The following is a 20,698-nucleotide window of genomic DNA, read 5'->3' as shown; positions in this document are numbered from 1 at the left end:
CCGGTATGGCCGCAGGGAACAGCGTCGATACGGGAGGGCCTATGAGATATCGTTTGAATAAGAAAATGTCAGGCCTCGGGGAAAAGGAAATTCTGGCTCCCGGAGACTGCCTTATTGAGATACTGACAGTGGAATCCTACAAAAGAAAATACGGGGACAGCAGTCCGGGGCGCCTGCTTTTAAGAAGCCTGGAGCACGTGCATTTCTGCAAGGCGGAGCTGCAGAAGGACTGCGTGGTGGGAACTTTTTCCGTGCCCCAGAAAGAAAAACTTCTGGAAAAACCCATCTCCTTCGGGTATTATATGGATAGGGAGAAGCTGTTGTTTGTGGACGAATCCGGATTTGTGGCCCATATAGTAAAAGAGATGGAGGAAATCCGGTTCCAGGAGCAGAGTTATGTGGCGCATTTTCTCTTTGAATTTATGGAGCGCCTGTTAGAAGATGATGTCCGTTTTCTCCAGGCGTATGAACTCAGGATGACAGACTTGGAGGACGGGCTGTTCCGTCGGGAGATCAAGGACTGTCCGGCAAGGATGCTGACTGTGCGCAGGGAGCTTCTGCGCATGAACACCTACTATGACCAGCTTGCGGACTTCTGTGAAATGCTGGAGGAAAATTATACGGGATTTCTCGGGGAGGAGGACTGCCGCCTTTTCCGAGTAATGGCAAAAAGAATAGAGCGCCTTGCGGACAACACCAGAAACCTGCGGGAATATACCCTTCAGATCCGGGAAATGTATCAGGCCAGAACTGCGGAGCGGCAGAACAAGATCATGCAGTTCCTCACCGTCGTCACCACTATTTTCATGCCCCTGACGCTGATCACCGGCTGGTATGGCATGAACTTTGTGAATATGCCGGAGCTTTACTATAAAGGCAGCTATTTTATCATTATCGGTGTGGTGCTTCTGATCGTTATCATAGAGATTTTGTATTTTAAACATAAGAATTGGTTTGACTAGGAGAAGATGCCTATGAGAAAAAGAGTATACAGCCTGCTTCTGTGCGGGACGCTCCTGGTCTCCTTTCTGTTTTCCGGCTGCGGCAGGGGGATAGAGACGGAGGCGGAGACAAAAGAAAGTGTGACCGAATCCGTACAAAAGAAGATCTATCAGGTCTTTGAGCCGGAGAAGGAGAAAATTGCGGAGGCGGATGCCCTTCAGTATATAAACGGCGAATACATACCCTATGGTTATGAGAGCCTGACAGAGGACCAGCAGAAGTTATACCGACAGCTTTTGAACGGGATTCTGGAATATAAGGATATCGTCACTGTGGATGCCTGTACGGAGGCAGATATCAACCGGGTCAACAATATGGTGTTTGTGGACCATCCGGAATTTTTCTGGCTGGACCAGCAGTCTTACACCTTTCAGGGAGACGGCAGCGCGGAGGCGGCCGGCAGTGTGGATCTGCAGCTTGTGTACAATATAGATAAGGCAGAGATAGAATCCACAAAAGCCGGCATTGAGGCGGCAGCAGACCAGTGGATCGCACAGGTACCGGCAGATGCGGATACATATGGGAAAATCAAGTATATTTACGAATTTTTGAGCCAGAATACAGCATATGACCAGTCCTGCCCAAACAACCAGAATATTCAGAGCGTCTTCTTAAACCAGGTCACGGTATGTGCCGGATTTTCCAAAGCGACCCAGTACCTTTTGGGAAAGATGGGAATTTTCTGTACGCTGGTCACCGGAAAAGCAGCGCCAAATGATGAGGAACATGCATGGAATCTGGTGAAGATAGGAGAGAATTATTACTATGTGGATACCACCTGGGCAAATCCGGGATTTTCGGAGAAACAGGAAGGGGCCGTGCAGGAGATCTCCTACACTTATCTGTGCTGTGATGCCGCCACACTCCTTGCTACACATACACCGGACGACCTTCTGCCGCTGCCGGAATGCACAGATGACAGCTATAACTATTACAAAATGAACGGCACCTGGTACTCATACTATGAGGAGAATGAATTCTACAATATACTCACTGCATCCATATCGGAAGGAAGGGAGCGGGAAGATTTCAAGTTTGCCGATCCGGACAGTTACCGGCAGGCTGTAGCCGCCATGGTGGACGGTGATCTGATCGAGCGGGCCGTGCGGGATGCCTATCCGTTCCAGGAGGGGGAAACCTATCAGTGGAACATCGGATACAGCGATGAGGACATGCTCCTCACGGTCTATTGGTAAAAAACACGTAACTATTCACAGCCCTGCAAAAAGCGCAGTTCTGTGAACAGTAACACGCTTCGCGATGCACACAAAATGCAATAAATTGCATTTTGGCGCTGGCCAACTCGGGATTTTGCTTCGCAAAACACCTCGCGGAATAGTGGTTGTGGGAGGAATAGTTATAAAAACACTTGCAACTTTACTGCTTTAGTGGTATTCTGGTATAGAACTTGATAATCACGATAACATAAGAGTGGGCCTTCGGTCCACTCTTATTATGTAGTGGGAAACTAAGTACCCATAAAGTTGCCACGAATATAAATGTTCCGTTATAACTTTATCGAATAGCGGACAGAAAATGCGGAAGAAGGTGAAAGAATGAGTCAGAGAGAAAAATACGAGCAGAAAGCAGAAGCCCTGATAACACCCATACTGGAGAGCAATGGGTTTGAGCTTGTGGATATGGAATATGTGAAGGAAGGCAGTAACTGGTATCTGCGTGCCTACATTGACAAAGAAGGCGGCATTACTGTAGATGACTGTGAGGTTGTCAGCAGAGCATTTTCTGAAAAGCTGGATGAAGAAGACTTTATCGACACTGCTTATATTATGGAAGTGAGTTCCCCGGGTCTTGGAAGACCACTGAAAAAAGAAAAGGACTACTTAAGAAACATGGGCAAAGAGCTGGAGATCAGAACTTACCGTGCCATTGACCGGGAGAAGGAATTCTACGGTATACTGAAAGCCTACGATGCGGACAGCGTGACCATTGAGAATGAAGATGGGGAGCGCACCTTTTTGAAGGCTGACATTGCACTGATCAGGCAGGCATTTGACTTTTAACAGCAGTGGATATTATATAGAAGAAATTCAGGAGGATGTAAAAAAATGAATACAGAGTTATTAGAGGCGCTGGATATTCTGGAAAAAGAGAAATCCATCAGCAAAGATACGCTTTTGGAAGCCATTGAGCAGTCCCTGATCCAGGCGTGCAAGAACCATTTCGGCAAGGCTGACAATGTGCACGTAAATATCAACCCCGAGACCTGTGATTTCGGCGTGTACGCGGAGAAGACTGTGGTGGAGGAAGTGATGGACCCGGTCATGGAGATCAGCCTGGCAAATGCCAAGATGATGAATTCCCAGTATGAGCTGGGAGATGTGGTGAATGTGGAGATCAAGTCCAAGGAGTTCGGAAGGATCGCCACCCAGAATGCCAAGAACGTAATTCTGCAGAAAATCCGTGAAGAAGAGAGAAAAGTGATCTTCAACCAGTATTACGGAAAGGAAAAAGATGTTGTGACAGGTATCGTACAGAGAAGCCTGGGCAGAAACTACAGCATCAACCTGGGCAAGGCAGATGCCATCCTGACAGAGAACGAACAGGTGAAGACAGAGGTGTTCCGCCCCACAGAGAGGATCAAACTGTATATCCTGGAGGTAAAAGATACCCCCAAGGGACCGAAGATCCTTGTGTCCAGGACACATCCGGAACTGGTGAAACGTCTTTTCGAGGCGGAGGTCACAGAGGTGAAGGACGGCACGGTGGAGATCAAGAGCATTGCCAGAGAAGCGGGCTCCCGTACGAAGATCGCTGTGTGGAGCAATGACCCGGATGTAGATCCCGTGGGTGCCTGTGTTGGTATGAACGGCGCCAGAGTCAATGCTATTGTGGAAGAGTTAAGGGGCGAGAAGATTGATATTATCAACTGGAGCGACAACCCGGCACTTCTCATTGAGAATGCGTTAAGTCCCGCAAAAGTCATCTCTGTTATGGCTGACCCGGATGAGAAGACAGCTATGGTCATTGTTCCGGATTACCAGCTCTCCCTGGCGATCGGCAAAGAGGGACAGAATGCCAGACTTGCAGCCAGGCTGACAGGATTCAAAATCGATATAAAGAGCGAGACACAGGCCAGAGAGTCCGGTGATTTCGATTTCTATGAGGAAGAGTTTGAAGAGGAAGAGTTTACAGAAGAAGGCTACGACGAGGAAGCATACGGGGAAGAGGACATAATAGAGAACTATGAAGAACCTTCCGATCTGCCGCTTCCCGGTGAAGAAGAGTAGGTGAGAGTATGGGTACGGTCAGGAAAGTCCCTATGCGGAAATGTACCGGCTGCGGTGAGATGAAGAGCAAGAAGGAAATGCTCCGTGTTCTGAAGACACCGGAGGATGAGATCATTCTGGATGCCACAGGCAGAAAGAACGGCAGAGGGGCATATCTGTGTTTTGACAAGGAATGCCTGCAGAAGGCCATCAAAAACAGAGGACTGGAGCGCTCTTTAAAGACAGCGATTCCGGTATCTGTATATGAGAGCCTGGAAAAGGAGTTTGATAAGCTTGAGCATCAGTAAAGAACTGTCCCTTCTGGGACTGGCGGCTAAAGCCGGAAGAGTGGTAAGCGGCGAGTTTGCCACGGAAAAAGCAGTGAAGGCAGGAAAAGCGCGCCTTGTCCTTGTGGCAGGCGATGCATCAGATAATTCAAAAAAAAAGTTTTCCGACATGTGTACTTACTATAAGGTGCCGCTGTATGTTGTCGGAACAAAGGAGGAGTTGGGAGGTGCCATTGGAAAGGATTACCGCGCGTCTCTGGGTGTGACGGATGATAATTTCGCAGTGGCGATGAAGAAAAAGCTGGAACAGATGGGAAAATAAAAAGGAGGGCAATATATGTCAAAACTGAGAGTGCATGAAATTGCAAGGGAATTAGATAAAACCAACAAGGAGGTCATGGATTTTTTGAAATCCAAAAATATAGATGTAAAAAGCCACATGAGCAGCCTTGAGGATGACCACGTGAGCATGATACGAGCAAACTTGAGAAAGGGAAATATGGCAGCAGCCAGCACAGATTCTGCAAAGCCGGCGGCGTCAGCAGAAGAGAAACCAAAGAAAAAGCTGATCCAGGTCTTCAGACCGCAGAACGCCAGTCATATGCCTGAGAGAAAACAAAAAACACAGAATCGTCCTGCAGAAGCAGGCAGTGTGCACAGCAGCAGCCAGCCGGGGAATAATCGTCCGGCACAGGGAGGAATGAAAACGGAAAGTACAGCAAATACTCAGAACAGGACAGATAATCGTCCGAACAGCGACAACAGAAACGGAGACCGTCCGAATCGTTACAATAACGATAACAGAAACAGTGATAACCGCCCAAGAACCAGCAGCGGAGACGGCCAGAACCGTTATAATAATGACAACAGAAACGGTGACAGCCGCCCGAGAACAAACACAGGCGACCGTCCGCGCTACAATAGCGACAACAGAAACGGTGACAGCCGCCCGAGAACAAACACAGGCGACCGTCCGCGCTATAACAGCGACAACAGAAACGGTGACAGCCGCCCGAGAACAGGCACAGGCGATCGTCCGCGCTATAACAGCGACAACAGAAACGGTGACAGCCGTCCGAGAACAGGTACAGGCGACCGTCCGCGTTACAGCAGCGACAACAGAAACGGTGACAACCGTCCGAGAACAAACACAGGTGATCGTCCGCGTTACAACAGCGACAACAGAAACGGTGACAACCGTCCGAGAACAGGTACGAGCGACCGTCCGCGCTACAGCAGCGACAACAGAAACGGTGACAACCGTCCGAGAACAGGTACAGGTGACCGTCCGCGCTACAGCAGCGACAACAGAGGCGGTGATAATCGTCCGAGAACAGGCACCGGTCCGAACCGCTTCGGTGATAACCGTCAGAGAGGTACGGATAACCGTCAGGGCGGCGGATTTAACAGAGACAAAGGCGGCAAAGCAGATGCTCCCAAACTGGAATTTGTGGAGAAGGACAGCCGCAAATTAAACCGTGAGAATAAGAAGAAGGATGTCAAGAAAGACGATTTAAAGGCAGCCGGAAAACGCCCGAACCAGGGAGGCGGAAGACGTCCGAACCAGAGACTGCCGAAAGCGCTGCAGAGACCGAGCACCCAGCCTAAGGTGGAGGAGAAGAAGGAAGTTGTAAAAGAGATCACGCTTCCGGAGAAAATGACCATCCGCGAGCTGGCTGAGAAGATGAAAATGCAGCCCTCAGTTATCGTCAAGAAGCTTTTCATGGACGGTATCATGGTCACTGTGAACCATGAGATTGATTTTGAGAAGGCACAGGAGATCGCTCTGGAGTACGATATCATCGCAGAACCGGAAGAGAAGGTAGATGTGATCGCGGAACTTCTGAAAGAGGATGAAGAAGATGCCTCCTTACTGGTTCCGAGACCTCCGGTAGTCTGCGTTATGGGCCACGTTGACCATGGTAAAACATCTCTTCTGGACTGTATCAGAAACACCCATGTGACAGACAGAGAGGCAGGCGGTATCACACAGCACATCGGTGCTTACGTGGTTACCATCAATGATCAGAAGATCACCTTCCTTGACACACCGGGCCATGAGGCGTTTACTGCCATGCGTATGCGCGGTGCCAATGCTACAGATATTGCGATCCTGGTAGTTGCCGCTGATGACGGTGTGATGCCTCAGACAGTGGAAGCGATCAACCATGCCAAGGCTGCAGGCGTTGAGATCATTGTTGCCATCAACAAGATTGATAAGCCGAGTGCCAATATTGAGAGAGTAAAACAGGAATTATCCGAGTATGAGCTGATTCCGGAAGACTGGGGCGGAAGCACCATCTTTGTACCGGTATCCGCACATTCCGGGGAGGGTATCGAGACCCTTCTGGAGATGATCCTTCTGACTGCGGAAGTTTCAGAGCTGAAAGCCAATCCGAAGAGAATGGCAAGAGGTCTCGTGATCGAGGCAGAGCTTGACAAAGGAAAAGGCCCTGTTGCCACGATCCTGGTACAGAAAGGAACCCTGCGTGTAGGTGACTTCATTGCCGCCGGCGCATGCTCCGGTAAAGTCCGTGCCATGATGGATGACAAGGGAAGAAGAGTAAAAGAGGCAGGTCCGTCCACTCCGGTAGAGATCCTGGGTCTTAGTGACGTGCCAAACGCAGGAGAGATCCTGGTTGCAACAGAAAATGACAAAGAGGCAAAACACTTTGCTGCTACCTTTGTTTCCGAAAATAAAAACCGTCTTCTGGAAGAGACAAAAGCCAAGATGTCCCTGGATGATCTGTTCACACAGATTCAGGCAGGTAATCTGAAAGAACTTCCTCTGATCGTAAAAGCCGACGTACAGGGTTCTGTGGAAGCAGTGAAACAGAGTCTTGTGAAGCTTTCAAACGAGGAGGTTGTGGTGAAAGTCATCCACGGCGGTGTGGGTGCCATCAACGAATCTGATGTTACCCTTGCAAGCGCATCCAATGCCATTATCATCGGCTTCAATGTACGCCCGGATGTTACGGCTAAGGCCATTGCAGAGCAGGAGGGTGTTGACTTAAGACTGTACCGTGTCATCTATCAGGCCATCGAGGATGTGGAAGCTGCCATGAAGGGTATGCTGGACCCGGTATTCGAGGAGAAAGTCATCGGCCATGCGGAAGTACGTCAGACATTCAAGGCATCCGGAGTGGGTACCATTGCCGGCGGCTATGTTCTGGACGGTATGTTCCAGAGAAACTGCAAGGTCCGCATCACCAGGGGCGAAGAACAGATTTACGAAGGTGTTCTGGCATCTCTGAAGCGCTTCAAAGATGATGTAAAAGAAGTAAAAGCAGGTTATGAATGCGGTCTCGTATTCGAGGACTTCAACGACGTTTTGGAAGAAGACAGGGTAGAAGCTTACATTATGGTGGAAGTGCCGAGATAGGAGAGCTTTTATGAGAAAAAACAGTATTAAAAATACACGGGTGAATGCTGAGGTTCACAAAGAACTGGCAGAGATCATCCGCAACGGTATCAAGGACCCGCGCATCCAGCCTATGACAAGCGTCACGGCAGTGGAAGTTGCGCCGGACCTTAAAACCTGCAAGGCATATATCAGTGTGCTTGGCGATGCAGAAGCGAAAAAGGACACCTTAGCAGGGCTTCGCAGTGCGGAAAGCTATATCCGCAGGCAGCTTGCCAAGACGGTGAACCTGAGAAATACGCCTGAGATCCGGTTTATTCTGGACGAATCCATTGAATATGGCGTAACCATGTCTAAGCTGATTGATGAGGTCAGCAGAAAAGACACAGCATCGGAGGTGCATGAGGATGGAGAAGATAGCGAGTGAACTGAAGGGAATCAAGAGGGCAGCCATCGCCGGACACGTTCGTCCGGACGGTGACTGTGTAGGCTCCTGCATGGGGCTTTACCTCTATCTGCGCGAAAATTATCCGGAGATTGAGACAGATGTCTATCTGGAACAGCCCAGGGATGCCTTTTCCCTGATCTCACATCTGGATGAGATCAGGACCGTGTGCGGCGGGGATGAGGTGTATGATGTGTTCTTTCTCATTGACACCAGCACGTCGGACCGCATCGGTGTGGCATCTGAAGCGTATCAGAAAGCGCGGAAACGAATCTGCATTGACCATCATGTGAGCAATAAGGGCTTTGGTGATATCAATGTGGTGAAGCCGGATGTAAGCTCCGCGTCAGAGGTGCTGTTTGGTCTTCTGGATGAGGAAAAAGTGTCAAAGCAGGCGGCAGAGGCCATCTATATGGGGATGGCCCATGACACCGGTGTGTTCAAATTTTCCTCTGCCACTCCGGAGACCATGCGCATTGCCGCAAAGCTCATGGAAAAAGGGATTGATTTTACAAGGATCATTGATGAGACCTTTTACCGGAAAAGCTATGTGCAGAACCAGATCCTGGGCAGATGCCTGATGGAGAGCATTATGCTGCTGAACGGAAAATGCATCATCGGGTGTATCAGAAAGCGCGATATGGAATTCTACGGTGTGGAACCAAAGGATTTAGACGGTATTGTTGACCAGCTCCGCATCACAAAAGGTGTGGAAGTTGCAGTCTTTTTGTATGAAGTAAAGACACAGGAATTTAAAGTGAGCATGCGCTCCAACGGTCCTGTGGATGTCAATATGGTAGCCAGCTATTTTTCAGGCGGCGGCCATGTGAAGGCAGCGGGCTGCACCATGCAGGGCTCTGTCTATGACGTGATCAACAATCTGACCGGACATATAGAAAAACAGATAAAGGAAAAATGCTGTGATTAACGGAGTTATTAACATATACAAGGAAAAGGGGTATACATCCCACGACGTTGTGGCAAAGCTTCGGGGCATTTTAAGACAAAAGAAGATTGGCCATACAGGTACGCTGGACCCGGACGCGGAGGGTGTTCTCCCGGTATGTCTGGGAAAGGCCACAAAGCTGTGTGACCTTCTGACAGATAAGCAGAAGACATATGAGGCGGTGCTGCATCTGGGGATCACCACAGATACCCAGGACATGACAGGCACTGTGCTGGAGGAAAAAGAGGTCTGTGCCGACCCTTCGGGCGTGCGCGCCTGTATCGAGAGCTTTCTCGGAGAGCAGCAGCAGATCCCTCCCATGTATTCTGCTTTAAAGGTAAACGGCAGGAAGCTTTACGAGCTTGCCCGTGAGGGAAAAGAAGTGGAGAGAAAGCCGCGCCGCGTGGTATTTTACGGGATTGATATTCTCGAGATGAATCTTCCGCTTGTGCGGTTTTCGGTTACCTGCTCCAAGGGTACTTATATCAGGACCCTGTGTCATGACATCGGTCAGAAGCTGGGCTGCGGCGGCTGTATGGAAAGTTTGCTGCGCACCCGTGTGGAGCGCTTTGACGTGAAGGATGCCCTGAAGCTTTCAGAGGTGGAGAAGGCGGCAGAAGCAGGCACGGTCCTGTCCCATGTTGTCACAATTGAGCAGATGTTTTCCCAATACGGAGAGATACAGGCACCGGCGTGTTTTGACAAAATGCTCCGCAACGGAAATGCGGTTCCCGCCAAATGCGTCATGGAGGACGGCACCAGAGTCCGCATGTACGACAGCAGCCGGCGTTTTATCGGCCTGTATGAATTTGAAGAGAAGAAAAAACAGTTTCGGCTGATTACCATGTTCTGCACCCTGGAGGATTTTGCGGAGAGCAGAAAGGAGACACCATGATATATACAACAGATGTGCCACGGCTTGGCGAGGGGGAGACAAGTGCAGTCACCCTCGGAAAATTCGACGGGCTGCACAGAGGACATCAGAAGCTTATGAACTGCATACGGGAGAAAAAAGAAGATAACTGTAAGGCGGTTATCTTTACTTTTGACGTGTCGCCTGTGGTGAGGCTTCTACATACCCCTGCAAAGGGACTTCTGACCAACGAGGAACGGGAGGAGCTGGCCTGTGAGCGGGGAATGGATATTCTGGTGGAGTGTCCTTTTACCGATACGCTCATGCACATGGAAGCAGAGGAATTTGTAAAAGAGTTCCTGGTGAACCGCATGCATGTGAGGTATCTGGCTGTGGGCCCTGATTTCAGATTCGGGCACGACAGGGCAGGTTCCCCCGAACTTTTGCGAAAAATGGGAGAAACTTACGGATTTACCGTTGACGTAGTGAAAAAATTAAAAGACGGCAGCCGGGAGATCAGCAGCACCTATGTGCGGGAAGAACTGGAAAAGGGAAATATGGAAAAGGTCAATGAGCTTCTGGGATATGTGTATTTTACCAGAGGTGAGATCGTGCACGGGCGGCAGCTTGGGCGTACCATAGGCGTCCCCACTGCCAACCTGATCCCTCCGGTCTGTAAGAAACTGCCGCCCAACGGTGTCTATATCACCCGTTCCCGCATTAGTGACAAAATATACCAGGGAATTACCAACGTAGGGTATAAGCCCACAGTTGCGGAACATTTTCTGGGTGTGGAGACATACCTTTTTGACTGTGACGAGGACTTGTACGGACAGGACGCAGAGGTGCGTTTTTACCGCTATTTGAGGCCGGAGAGAAAATTCGCCTCCCTTCAGGAATTAAAGGGACAATTGGATGTGGATGTCCAAAAAGGTCGAGATTTTTTCAAAGCGTTTGACAAATAATGATGGACAAACCTCAGATTTTCTATTATAGTTTATAACGAAATCTTTTTTACCAAGGAGATAAGAATGAACGTAGGAAACATTTTGACGCTGATAGGCGGTTTAGGGTTGTTCCTGTACGGCATGCGGGTGATGAGTGACAGCATTGAGAAGGCCGCGGGAGCAAAGATGCGTAGTTTTCTGGCTTTCTTTACAAAAAACAAGGTTGTGGGAATGCTGTTCGGTATGATTTTCTGTGCCATCATCCAGTCATCCAGTGCAACCACAGTAATGGTAGTCAGCTTTGTAAATGCAGGGCTTATGAATCTTTACCAGGCGGCAGGCGTGATCATGGGTGCCAATATCGGTACCACCATCACATCACAGCTTGTAGCTTTTAACCTTTCCCAGATTGCCCCGGTATTTTTGATGCTGGGCGTGATTATTGTCATGTTCTGCAAGAAGGAGAAGGTGAAAAAGGTCGGTGAGGTCATTTTGGGCTTTGGCGTGCTGTTCATGGGACTTTCACTCATGTCGGGAAGCATGGCGGGCCTGAAGGAATCACCATTTATCATCAGCCTGCTCTCCAATCTGAAAAATCCGTTTTTGGGTATTTTCATCGGATTTCTCATCACTGCCATTATCCAGAGCTCATCGGTAACGGTCAGCATACTGCTTTTGATGGCGCAGCAGGGTCTGCTTCCGCTGGGAATCTGCTTCTACATCATTTTGGGATGTAATATCGGTGCGTGTACTTCCGCACTGCTGGCAAGCCTCAATGGAAACAAAGATGCAAAACGCGCGGCGCTGATCCATTTTCTGTTCAACGTGATCGGTACAGTGATCATGGCGGTAATGCTTCTGCTGGGAGAGAGCTGGGTAGAGAATATGATCACCACACTTTCCGGAGGCAACATAGGACGGAGCGTGGCAAATGCCCACACCCTGTTCAAAGTTTTCCAGGTGTTGATTTTACTGCCGTTCTCCGGTGCCATTGTAAAGATGACCTATCTCTTCGTTCCCGGAAAGGACGAAGAGGCCACAGACGGCGGCTTCAAGCTGGAATACATAGGTCCCACCAATGTATTCTCACCCAGTACGGCTGTAGTGGAAGCTACAAAAGAGCTGGAGAGAATGGGTAATATGGCTATCACCAATTTAAACAGAGCGATGAATGCGCTGATCACAATGGATGAGGAGGAGATCGCAGAGGTCTACCGGGTGGAAAAACATATTGATTATATGAACCACGCCATCACGGATTATCTGATCGCCATCAACCAGAGCACGCTGCCCATTGATGATATCAAGAGCATCGGCGGCCTTTTCCATGTGGTGAACGATATTGAGAGAATCGGAGACCATGCGGAGAATGTGGCAGACGCAGCCATTGAGCGCAGGGAGAAAAATATCGAGTTCAGTCCGGCGGCCCAGAAGGAGCTGGCTGAAATGATGGACAAGGTTATAAGGATCATGACTTACTCCATGGACATGTTCTCCCATAATAGCCAGAAGCATCTCCAGGAGATCCTGGAGCTGGAGGACAGCATTGATGAGATGGAGAGACATCTCCAGGAGACCCATATACAGCGTCTTACCAGAAATGAATGTACACCCGACGCCAGCATGATCTATTCAGACCTGATTTCCGGTCTGGAGCGTGTGGCTGACCATGCAACAAACATTGCATTCTCCATTCTGGACGAAGAACCGGAAGAAGATAAGAGAATTGTAATGAAATCGTAATAAAATCGTAAAATACAGGCAATACTCTATAATACAATAAAAGATATGCTTTTATTGTCCTGAATACCAAAGAAAAAGCCTGCGGCAGAAGCGCCGCGGGCTTTTTGCGTCCGGCCCGGCAAAGTACGGCCGGAAGGAATGATGGTTTTTTGAAAAGGAGTATTTTATGCAGAATTTTATGAAAAAAATCAGTTATACACTGGCAGGTACCGGTATGCTTCTGGCAGCAGTGCCAGTCATGGCAGAACCGGCAGAGAACGTTCCCACAGAGCAGTGTTGTGCCGTGGCAGATGTGGATAGCTGTCTGAATATCAGGGAGGGGGCAGGTACGGATGCTGCCATCATCGGCAAACTCCCCAAGGACGGGCTCTGTTATGTGGAGAGCACAGAGGGAGAATGGTCTTATATCAGCTCCGGGGAGATGACAGGGTATGTGTGCAACCTGTATCTGGATATGCTGGGCACCAATGAGGCGGATTATCTGGAGATGACGGGGCTTACAGAGCCGGTGCTGGCATATCCGGTGGATGACCCGGAGCCGGTGCCTGTTATCAACCCCTCGGACGTGCGCACGTCTTTGGTCAATTATGCCCTTCAGTTTGTGGGGAATCCCTATGTCTGGGGTGGGACAAGCCTGACAAACGGCGCGGACTGCTCCGGTTTTGTGCAGACCCTTTACAATGATTTTGGCGTGGATATCCCCAGGGTGGCAGCAGACCAGGCAAACGCGGGACAGAGAATATCCGTGGAGGAAGCACTTCCCGGGGACCTGATCTTTTACTCGGAAAACGGGTATATTTATCATGTGGTCATGTACATCGGCGATGGACAGGTGGTCCATGCCAGCAGTTCCGCCACAGGTATAAAAGTGTCTGATCTGTACAGGGAACAGGCTGTCTGGGGCGTGCGTTTTTTCTGAAAATGCATCTTTACAACTACGGACTGTTATGCTATACTAAACCAGTATGAGCACAGCCCTGATTCAGGAATTGGAAACTCCGACCGTTTCTTAATCAGAGGCGATTATAAAAAGAATATGGAGGAACATACAATGATTTCTAAAGAAAAGAAACAGGCTATCATGGCAGAATATGCAAGAACACCGGGCGACACAGGTTCACCGGAAGTGCAGGTTGCAGTTTTAACAGCAAGGATTGAGGAACTGACAGAGCACTTAAAGACAAACCACAAAGATCATCACTCCAGAAGAGGTCTTCTGAAAATGGTAGGTCAGAGACGTGGTTTACTTGCTTATCTGAAGAAAACTGATATTGAGAGATACCGTACTTTGATCGAGAAGTTAGGTCTTAGAAAATAATCAGTCAAACCTAGGGGCGGAGTATTCCGCCCCATTTTATCACGGCGAAGATACTGGAACCGAGACCACTGAAAAGGGTATTTCCTTACAGGGAAATGCATTTTTCAGTTGTTTCGGACAGCGCATCGCCGAAGAATGTAAAGGAGAAATAATATGTACAAGAGTTTTACCATGGAACTTGCAGGCAGAACCCTGACGGTTGACATTGACCGTGTGGCTAAGCAGGCAAACGGCGCAGCATTCATGCATTACGGAGACACCACCGTATTATCTACGGCGACAGCTTCTGACAAACCGAGAGAGGGAATTGATTTCTTCCCGCTGAGCGTTGAGTACGAAGAGAAATTATATGCAGTCGGAAAAATTCCGGGAGGATTTAACAAGAGAGAAGGAAAGGCCAGTGAGCATGCCATCCTGACTTCACGTGTCATTGACCGTCCTATGCGTCCTCTGTTCCCAAAGGATTACAGAAATGACGTTACCCTGAACAACATGGTAATGTCCGTAGACCCTGAGTGCAACCCTGAGGTCGTTGCTATGCTGGGTTCTTCTATCGCTACCTGTATTTCCGATATTCCTTTTGATGGTCCCTGTGCGGCAACCATGATCGGAATGATCGGCGGGGAACTGATCGTGAACCCCACACTGGCACAGAAAGATATCTCAGACCTGCAGCTTACCGTTGCATCCACAAGAGAAAAAGTGATCATGATCGAAGCCGGAGCCAACGAGATTCCGGAAGACAAGATGATCGAGGCAATTTTCCTGGCTCATGAAGTGAACCGTGAGATCATTGCATTTATAGATAAGATCGTGGCAGAATGCGGAAAAGAAAAACACACGTATGAGAGCTGTGCAGTTCCGGAAGAACTGTTTGCGGCGATCAAAGAGGTGGTGACACCGGAAGCCATGGAAGAAGCTGTGTTTACAGATGACAAGCAGACAAGAGAAGGCAACATCCGCGCGATCACAGAAAAGCTGGAAGAGGCTTTTGCTGAGAACGAAGAGTGGCTGGCACTGATTCCGGATGCTGTTTACCAGTACCAGAAAAAGACAGTCCGCAAGATGATCCTCAGAGACCATAAGCGTCCGGACGGCCGTGAGATCAGACAGATTCGTCCTCTGGCAGCAGAGACAGACCTGATTCCGCGCGTTCACGGTTCCGCTATGTTCACCCGCGGACAGACGCAGATTTGTACCATCACCACTCTGGCTCCTCTTTCCGAGGCACAGAGACTGGACGGACTGGATGAGTTTGAGACAAGCAAACGCTATATGCACCACTATAATTTCCCGTCCTATTCTGTAGGTGAGACAAAACCATCCAGAGGTCCGGGACGCCGTGAGATCGGTCATGGTGCTCTTGCTGAACGTGCGCTGGTACCGGTGCTTCCAGCAACAGAGGAGTTCCCGTATGCGATCCGTACCGTATCTGAGACTTTTGAGTCCAACGGTTCCACATCACAGGCAAGTATCTGTGCATCCACCATGTCCCTGATGGCAGCAGGTGTTCCCATTAAGAAACCGGTAGCCGGTATCTCCTGCGGTCTGGTGACAGGCGACACAGATGATGATTATATTGTTCTGACAGATATCCAGGGTCTTGAAGATTTCTTCGGAGATATGGACTTTAAGGTAGCCGGTACACATGACGGCATCACAGCGATCCAGATGGATATTAAGATCCACGGACTGACAAGACCAATCATTGAGGAGGCTATTGCCAGAACAAAAGAAGCCAGAGAGTACATCCTGACAGAAGTTATGGAAAAATGTATTCCGGCTCCGAGAGACCACGTGAATGAGTACGCACCGAAGATCATCCAGATCCAGATCGATCCGGAGAAGATTGGTGACGTGGTAGGCCAGAGAGGAAAAACGATCAACGCGATCATCGACGAGACAGGCGTTAAAATTGACATTGATGATACAGGTGCAGTTTCTGTCTGCGGCACAGACCAGAAGATGATGGATAAAGCACTTCACTATGTGAAGGTCATCACCACAGACTTCGTGGAAGGCCAGATCTATTCAGGCAAGGTGGTAAGCATCAAAGACTTTGGTGCATTCCTGGAATTTGCTCCGGGCAAAGAGGGTATGGTTCACATTTCCAAAATTGCCAAAGAGAGAATCAACCGCGTAGAGGATGTCCTGACACTTGGAGACAAGGTAAAGGTAATCTGCATGGGCAAGGACAAGATGGGAAGAATCAGCTTCAGCATCAAGGACGTGCCGAAGGACGCACAGTAATTCGTAAAAATATTGAGGGGAGAGCCAGGCAGCCTGTATCCGGACTGCCGGTCCTCTCCTTTTTTCATGAGAATAGAAACGGTTACGGCAGGAGGGAAGTTTCATGAGATATCATAACATCACGAAAGATGACATGCTGAACGGGGATGGCCTGCGGGTAGTCTTATGGGTATCCGGCTGTTCCCACTGCTGCAAGGACTGCCAGAATCCCATCACCTGGGACCCGGAAAGCGGTCTTGCATTTGATGAGGCAGCGAAAGAAGAGATTTTCGAGCAATTGGGTAAAAGCTACATATCCGGAATCACATTTTCCGGCGGGGACCCGCTGTATTTTCAGAACGAGCCGGAAGTGACGGCATTTGCAAAAGAGATCAGGGAAAAATATCCGGCCAAGACTATATGGCTTTACACCGGATACCTGTGGGAAGAACTACAGGGAAAAGAGATTCTGAGATACCTGGACGTGCTGGTGGACGGCAGGTTTGTGGCGGAGAAGAAGGATATTGCCCTGAAATGGAAAGGCAGTTCCAACCAGAGGGTGATTGATGTGCAGAGATCCCTGGAAGAGGGAAATGTGGTACTGCATGCAGATTAAAATAAAAAACATACAGGAGATGACTATGAGAAGAATTGCAAAATTTCATAAAGTGAGCAGAGAACAGTTTGCAGAGGGATGGAAAGACACCTTTGGTGAGGTGACAGAAGAGGAGATCAATACCGTATACGACAGCATAAAACTCCCAAAAAGAGCAACCGCAGGAAGTGCGGGCTATGATTTTTACAGCCCCCTCTCCTTTGAGCTGAAACCCGGTGAGACGGTGAAGATCCCTACCGGCGTGCGCGCGGAGATGGATGAGGGATGGGTCCTTAAATTGTATCCGAGAAGCGGACTGGGATTTAAATATCGTCTGCAGCTAAACAATACAGTTGGTATCATAGACAGCGATTATTTTCATTCAGACAATGAGGGTCATATTTTTGTGAAAATAACAAATGATTCCAATGAGGGAAAAACCGTATGCGTGGAAGCAGGTACCGGATTTGCGCAGGGAATCTTTGTGGAATACGGGATTACCGTGGATGACGACGTGTGTGAGATTCGAAACGGAGGATTTGGTAGTACAACCAAATAAATAGACTGAGTAGTTTACTCTATACCCCCTTAAGCAGACAAGATAAAGAACCAAAATCTGTTTAAGGGGGAGTTTTTATATATTGTATTATCAGAAAAATGTGATTTGGTTTTTGCCGTTTTGCTTTGCGCGGTACAGGGCATCGTCTGCATTTTTATAGATTTCCTCAATACTCCTCTTATCGTCACAGAACGTCACGCCGATACTGCAGGTCACATTTGACGGAGCCTTATTGCACTGTTTTACGCTTTTGACCTGTTCCAGTACCTGTTCCAGCCTTGCGGTAAGTGCATCCTGTGTATGAGTACCCGGAAGGAAAACCGCGAACTCGTCGCCTCCCAGACGTCCAACAATACCATCAGCGGCAAAAATATCCTTCAAAATACCGGCAATAGCCATCAGCACCAGGTCCCCTGCCGGATGGCCTTTGGTGTCATTGATGGATTTAAAATTGTCGATGTCCAGCATGACAAAAGCAGGAGTTCCTGTACTTAAGAGAAGAGAATCTGTGACAGAACGGATAAATGCGGCCTTGTTGAGAACGCCTGTCATCTCATCCCTGTCTGCTTTTTCAATCATCTCCAGCTCTCTTCGTTTACCGGCGTCAATGTCCTTTACGTACATGATGCCTTTTTTGTCGCCGGTCACTACATCTGTGATAAGCCGTACAGTGGTGACCATCCAGAGCACAGAGCTGTCAGGACACAGAAAGCGGTATTCGCAGCTCAGTTCTTTTTTTTCGGCTTCAAAAGCAGCCTTTATACTTGCCAGCGACAGGGTTTCCAGAAAATATGCCCGGTCTTCCGAGGCCACATACTGCGGCAGTTTATCACATATAAACTGCTCATAGGGAGTCTGCGGCTCCACAAAAGCGCATAAATCACCATTTAATTGGCATTTTTCAAAGACGTCCTTGGAAAAATTGATGATGTAGAAAGCTACAGTATCAGCCAGCACAGCCTGCCGGTACTGCTCCTCAGCCAGATATGCCTCCTCACCGATTTTTTCTTTCAGGCTCTGCAGGGTTTTTTCGGCAAATTTCAAGGGATATGCCTCTACACTCTCCTCTGTTACGATGGGAGAGGAGGCATGGAGGGCACAGATTTTCCAGTCTTTTCCTCTGCGGACTAAAGTCAGTGACTGCAGGAACTGACTGATGGACACGTTATTTTCCTTTTCAGCCCTGACAATGACCTTTGCACAGAGGTTGGCAAAACCCTCCTCGTGTATCAGAACATGAATCTGTTCAAAGGACAGAGAATGCTTTGTATCGGTATTATTTTTCAGGCCGGTGGTAAAGACCTGACGAACATCCTCTTTGGAAGTGACAAATCCCTGTTCTCCGATTCCGATGCCTATCAGAGTTTCATCCAGGCAGTTCAAGATTTTGTTCAGATCCAGGGAAACAAGACCTCCATCCTCATAATCATAGAACACCTGTATTATCTTTTCTCTATCCGTCATTGCATTCCCTTTCTTTTCAGGCCGGACAGGTAAGAATCCTGTGCAGCCTGCCCGGTTTTTATCGGGTCATACATAACATTTTCTTTTATTCTAATAGTTAAGATGGCATATGTCAAATAGGAAAGGGAAAGATTTAGTACAGCAGCGGCAGGAAACGGATTGCTGCTGTACATTCATGCGGTCATCCCCATGGATGTGCCGAATTTTTTAGACGGCTGCGGCATCAGAACAGATATCCGTTCATTACATAGCCAGTCCGCATGCAAAGGCAAGGGTCATGTATGTTTCTGCGCCTGAAAGCCCCCAGTCGGTCAGGTCCCGGGGCTGCCATGTGGGATTATCCAGGCTGTCTGCTCCATAGAAGAACTGGATGAGCGGCAGATTCCGGTATGCTGCGGCTGCCAGCAGGGCGGAATACTCCATCTCCACACCGATGCACCCGGCTTCTTTCCAGGCGGCTATCTCCTGGGGCGTCTCCCGGTATATAGCATCTGTTGTCCAGATTTTGCCGCAGGCGTAGGGAAATCCGTATTTTTCCATGCAGCTTTTTAAGACTTCCGTGGAATGGCTGTCAGGCTGCAGTTCCTCTGTGGGAGGAAGGTAGTGGTAGCTGGTCCCCTCATCGCGTATGACTCCTGTTGGTATGATAAGCCTGTTTTTTACGGCCTCATCATTCAGAATGCCGCAGCATCCGAAGAAAACAAATTTTTCAGCACCCATGGCTGCTGCCTCCTCAAAGCAGCTCACACATGCAGGTGCGCCTACCGGCGACATATAAAATGCGATTTCACTGCCGCCGTAAGGGATTTTATAGATGGGTATGGCTCCATTGGCTGTATACAGATGCGAAATGACTTCCACACCTTCCAGGGCAGCAAATTTTTCAATGATTATCCGGGAGTATGTGGATACGCAGATGTTCGGAAAACCGGATACGGGGGCAACGGTATCTGTCGGGTTGATAAATGCCCGGCCGGGGCGTTCTTTTCTGTAAAAGACTGTTTTCATTTCTTTTCCCTTTCTTTTAATAACAGAGATTTGATCTGGCTGGTAATGTTCTTCGGTATGGTCTCCTCTATTTCCATGAGCCTGCTGTACATGCGGACACCCTGGTAAGAAAAAACGATCAGGTCATAGACTGCTTCCGGGCTGACCGGAGAGAACTCACCTGTCTGTATCCCGTAACGGATGAGGGCAGTCCACATCTCCTTAGAGGCCTCATACTGCTGCTGTATGGAATTGCTGCTTTTCGATACAGAAGGGCCGCTGAAAAACTCGTAGATCGCAATGCTGAGAGAATGTTCCCGGTCAAGCATTTCCGTTTCATAGCGGTCCAGCACATGGAGCAGGATTTCCCGCGCAGGGACCTTTGCTTTTATTTTCTCTTCAAATTCGTTCTGCTGGTCTGCCATCAGTGTGTGGATGAGTTCCAGAAATATCTGGCTGGTGCTGTCATAGTGGCGGTACAGGCCCCCGCGGCTGAGCCCGGTTTTCTCGCAGATATCTTTCATAGTTACATCTTTGAAACCCTTTTCCGCAAAAAGCCGGAATGCGGCTTCACAGATAAAATGTTTTGTTTTTTCACCTTTTGTTCCCATTGGATATTACCTCATTTGCGACACGTGTGTTGCTTTTATTATGCGACATCTATGTCGCTTTGTCAATAAGGAAACAGAATATAATTACCGGGTTGCATTTCATGTGTATTTATGATAATATACT

20 protein-coding genes are annotated in these 20,698 nt (G+C 48.8%); 17 read left to right on the top strand and 3 right to left on the bottom strand.

All coding sequences use genetic code 11. From position 1 onward, the window contains the following. The first annotated feature begins 41 nt into the window (after positions 1–41). The 17 genes from V8Q34_RS09045 (at position 42) to V8Q34_RS08965 (ending at position 17,512) form a co-directional block, all read left to right on the top strand. Positions 42–962, top strand: a complete 921-nt coding sequence (locus V8Q34_RS09045; RefSeq protein WP_054352795.1) for a magnesium transporter CorA family protein — start codon at positions 42–44, stop codon at positions 960–962. 12 nt (positions 963–974) lie between these two features. After that, positions 975–2,198: a transglutaminase domain-containing protein gene (locus tag V8Q34_RS09040; RefSeq protein ID WP_054352796.1), complete on the top strand. Its 1,224-nt coding sequence runs from the start codon at positions 975–977 to the stop codon at positions 2,196–2,198. A gap of 360 nt (positions 2,199–2,558) precedes the next feature. After that, positions 2,559–3,023, top strand: a complete 465-nt coding sequence (rimP, locus tag V8Q34_RS09035; RefSeq protein ID WP_033143299.1) for a ribosome maturation factor RimP — start codon at positions 2,559–2,561, stop codon at positions 3,021–3,023. Between the two features lie 45 nt (positions 3,024–3,068). Continuing rightward, positions 3,069–4,250 (top strand): transcription termination factor NusA, encoded by a 1,182-nt coding sequence (gene nusA / locus V8Q34_RS09030; RefSeq protein WP_033143298.1) that lies wholly within the window; start codon positions 3,069–3,071, stop codon positions 4,248–4,250. Between the two features lie 8 nt (positions 4,251–4,258). Then, entirely contained in the window at positions 4,259–4,537 is a 279-nt protein-coding gene (gene rnpM / locus V8Q34_RS09025; protein ID WP_033143297.1) for an RNase P modulator RnpM, read from the top strand. Next, entirely contained in the window at positions 4,494–4,838 is a 345-nt protein-coding gene (locus tag V8Q34_RS09020; protein WP_390424989.1) for a L7Ae/L30e/S12e/Gadd45 family ribosomal protein, read from the top strand. The genes rnpM and V8Q34_RS09020 overlap by 44 nt, the downstream gene beginning before the upstream one ends. Positions 4,839–4,853: 15 nt before the next feature. Further along, on the top strand, positions 4,854–7,898 hold the full coding sequence (infB, locus tag V8Q34_RS09015) for a translation initiation factor IF-2 (RefSeq protein WP_335835255.1): 3,045 nt from the start codon (positions 4,854–4,856) through the stop codon (positions 7,896–7,898). A 10-nt stretch (positions 7,899–7,908) separates the two neighbouring features. Next, positions 7,909–8,304 (top strand): 30S ribosome-binding factor RbfA, encoded by a 396-nt coding sequence (gene rbfA / locus V8Q34_RS09010; RefSeq protein WP_033143294.1) that lies wholly within the window; start codon positions 7,909–7,911, stop codon positions 8,302–8,304. Continuing rightward, positions 8,285–9,250, top strand: a complete 966-nt coding sequence (locus V8Q34_RS09005) for a DHH family phosphoesterase (protein WP_033143293.1) — start codon at positions 8,285–8,287, stop codon at positions 9,248–9,250. The genes rbfA and V8Q34_RS09005 overlap by 20 nt, the downstream gene beginning before the upstream one ends. Next, the gene (gene truB, locus V8Q34_RS09000) at positions 9,243–10,163 is read left to right on the top strand and encodes a tRNA pseudouridine(55) synthase TruB (RefSeq protein ID WP_335835254.1); all 921 of its coding nucleotides are present in this window, start codon (positions 9,243–9,245) and stop codon (positions 10,161–10,163) included. The genes V8Q34_RS09005 and truB overlap by 8 nt, the downstream gene beginning before the upstream one ends. Next, complete coding sequence (locus V8Q34_RS08995; protein ID WP_335835253.1) at positions 10,160–11,086, top strand: bifunctional riboflavin kinase/FAD synthetase; 927 nt, start codon at positions 10,160–10,162, stop codon at positions 11,084–11,086. Before truB ends, V8Q34_RS08995 begins: the two co-directional genes overlap by 4 nt. Before the next feature lie 66 nt (positions 11,087–11,152). Further along, positions 11,153–12,811 carry a Na/Pi cotransporter family protein gene (locus V8Q34_RS08990; protein ID WP_033143290.1) on the top strand — a complete coding sequence of 553 codons (1,659 nt, stop codon included), beginning with the start codon at positions 11,153–11,155 and terminating at the stop codon, positions 12,809–12,811. A 166-nt stretch (positions 12,812–12,977) separates the two neighbouring features. Continuing rightward, positions 12,978–13,730: a C40 family peptidase gene (locus V8Q34_RS08985; RefSeq protein ID WP_033143289.1), complete on the top strand. Its 753-nt coding sequence runs from the start codon at positions 12,978–12,980 to the stop codon at positions 13,728–13,730. Positions 13,731–13,862: 132 nt separating this feature from the next. Further along, positions 13,863–14,129, top strand: a complete 267-nt coding sequence (gene rpsO, locus V8Q34_RS08980; RefSeq protein ID WP_033143288.1) for a 30S ribosomal protein S15 — start codon at positions 13,863–13,865, stop codon at positions 14,127–14,129. 153 nt (positions 14,130–14,282) lie between these two features. Further along, the gene (locus V8Q34_RS08975) at positions 14,283–16,379 is read left to right on the top strand and encodes a polyribonucleotide nucleotidyltransferase (RefSeq protein WP_033143287.1); all 2,097 of its coding nucleotides are present in this window, start codon (positions 14,283–14,285) and stop codon (positions 16,377–16,379) included. Positions 16,380–16,482: 103 nt separating this feature from the next. Further along, positions 16,483–16,974 carry an anaerobic ribonucleoside-triphosphate reductase activating protein gene (nrdG, locus tag V8Q34_RS08970; RefSeq protein WP_033143286.1) on the top strand — a complete coding sequence of 164 codons (492 nt, stop codon included), beginning with the start codon at positions 16,483–16,485 and terminating at the stop codon, positions 16,972–16,974. A gap of 25 nt (positions 16,975–16,999) precedes the next feature. Continuing rightward, on the top strand, positions 17,000–17,512 hold the full coding sequence (locus tag V8Q34_RS08965) for a deoxyuridine 5'-triphosphate nucleotidohydrolase (protein WP_033143311.1): 513 nt from the start codon (positions 17,000–17,002) through the stop codon (positions 17,510–17,512). A gap of 90 nt (positions 17,513–17,602) precedes the next feature. Here the strand turns inward: V8Q34_RS08965 and V8Q34_RS08960 are convergent, their stop codons facing one another. The 3 genes from V8Q34_RS08960 to V8Q34_RS08950 all read right to left on the bottom strand — a co-directional run bounded on the left by V8Q34_RS08960 (position 17,603) and on the right by V8Q34_RS08950 (position 20,574). Continuing rightward, complete coding sequence (locus V8Q34_RS08960) at positions 17,603–18,976, bottom strand: sensor domain-containing diguanylate cyclase (RefSeq protein ID WP_103731760.1); 1,374 nt, start codon at positions 18,974–18,976, stop codon at positions 17,603–17,605. 243 nt (positions 18,977–19,219) lie between these two features. Next, a complete protein-coding gene (locus V8Q34_RS08955) occupies positions 19,220–19,984 on the bottom strand; it encodes a nucleoside phosphorylase (protein WP_103731761.1) in 765 nt (254 codons plus the stop codon). Next, positions 19,981–20,574 carry a TetR/AcrR family transcriptional regulator gene (locus V8Q34_RS08950; RefSeq protein ID WP_103731762.1) on the bottom strand — a complete coding sequence of 198 codons (594 nt, stop codon included), beginning with the start codon at positions 20,572–20,574 and terminating at the stop codon, positions 19,981–19,983. The genes V8Q34_RS08955 and V8Q34_RS08950 overlap by 4 nt, the downstream gene beginning before the upstream one ends. Positions 20,575–20,698 lie beyond the last annotated feature (124 nt).

It is taken from the genome of Blautia sp. JLR.GB0024 (assembly GCF_037000545.1).
GTDB classification, from domain to species: Bacteria; Bacillota; Clostridia; order Lachnospirales; family Lachnospiraceae; genus Blautia; species Blautia celeris.
This window is presented reverse-complemented; position numbering and strand designations above follow the sequence as displayed.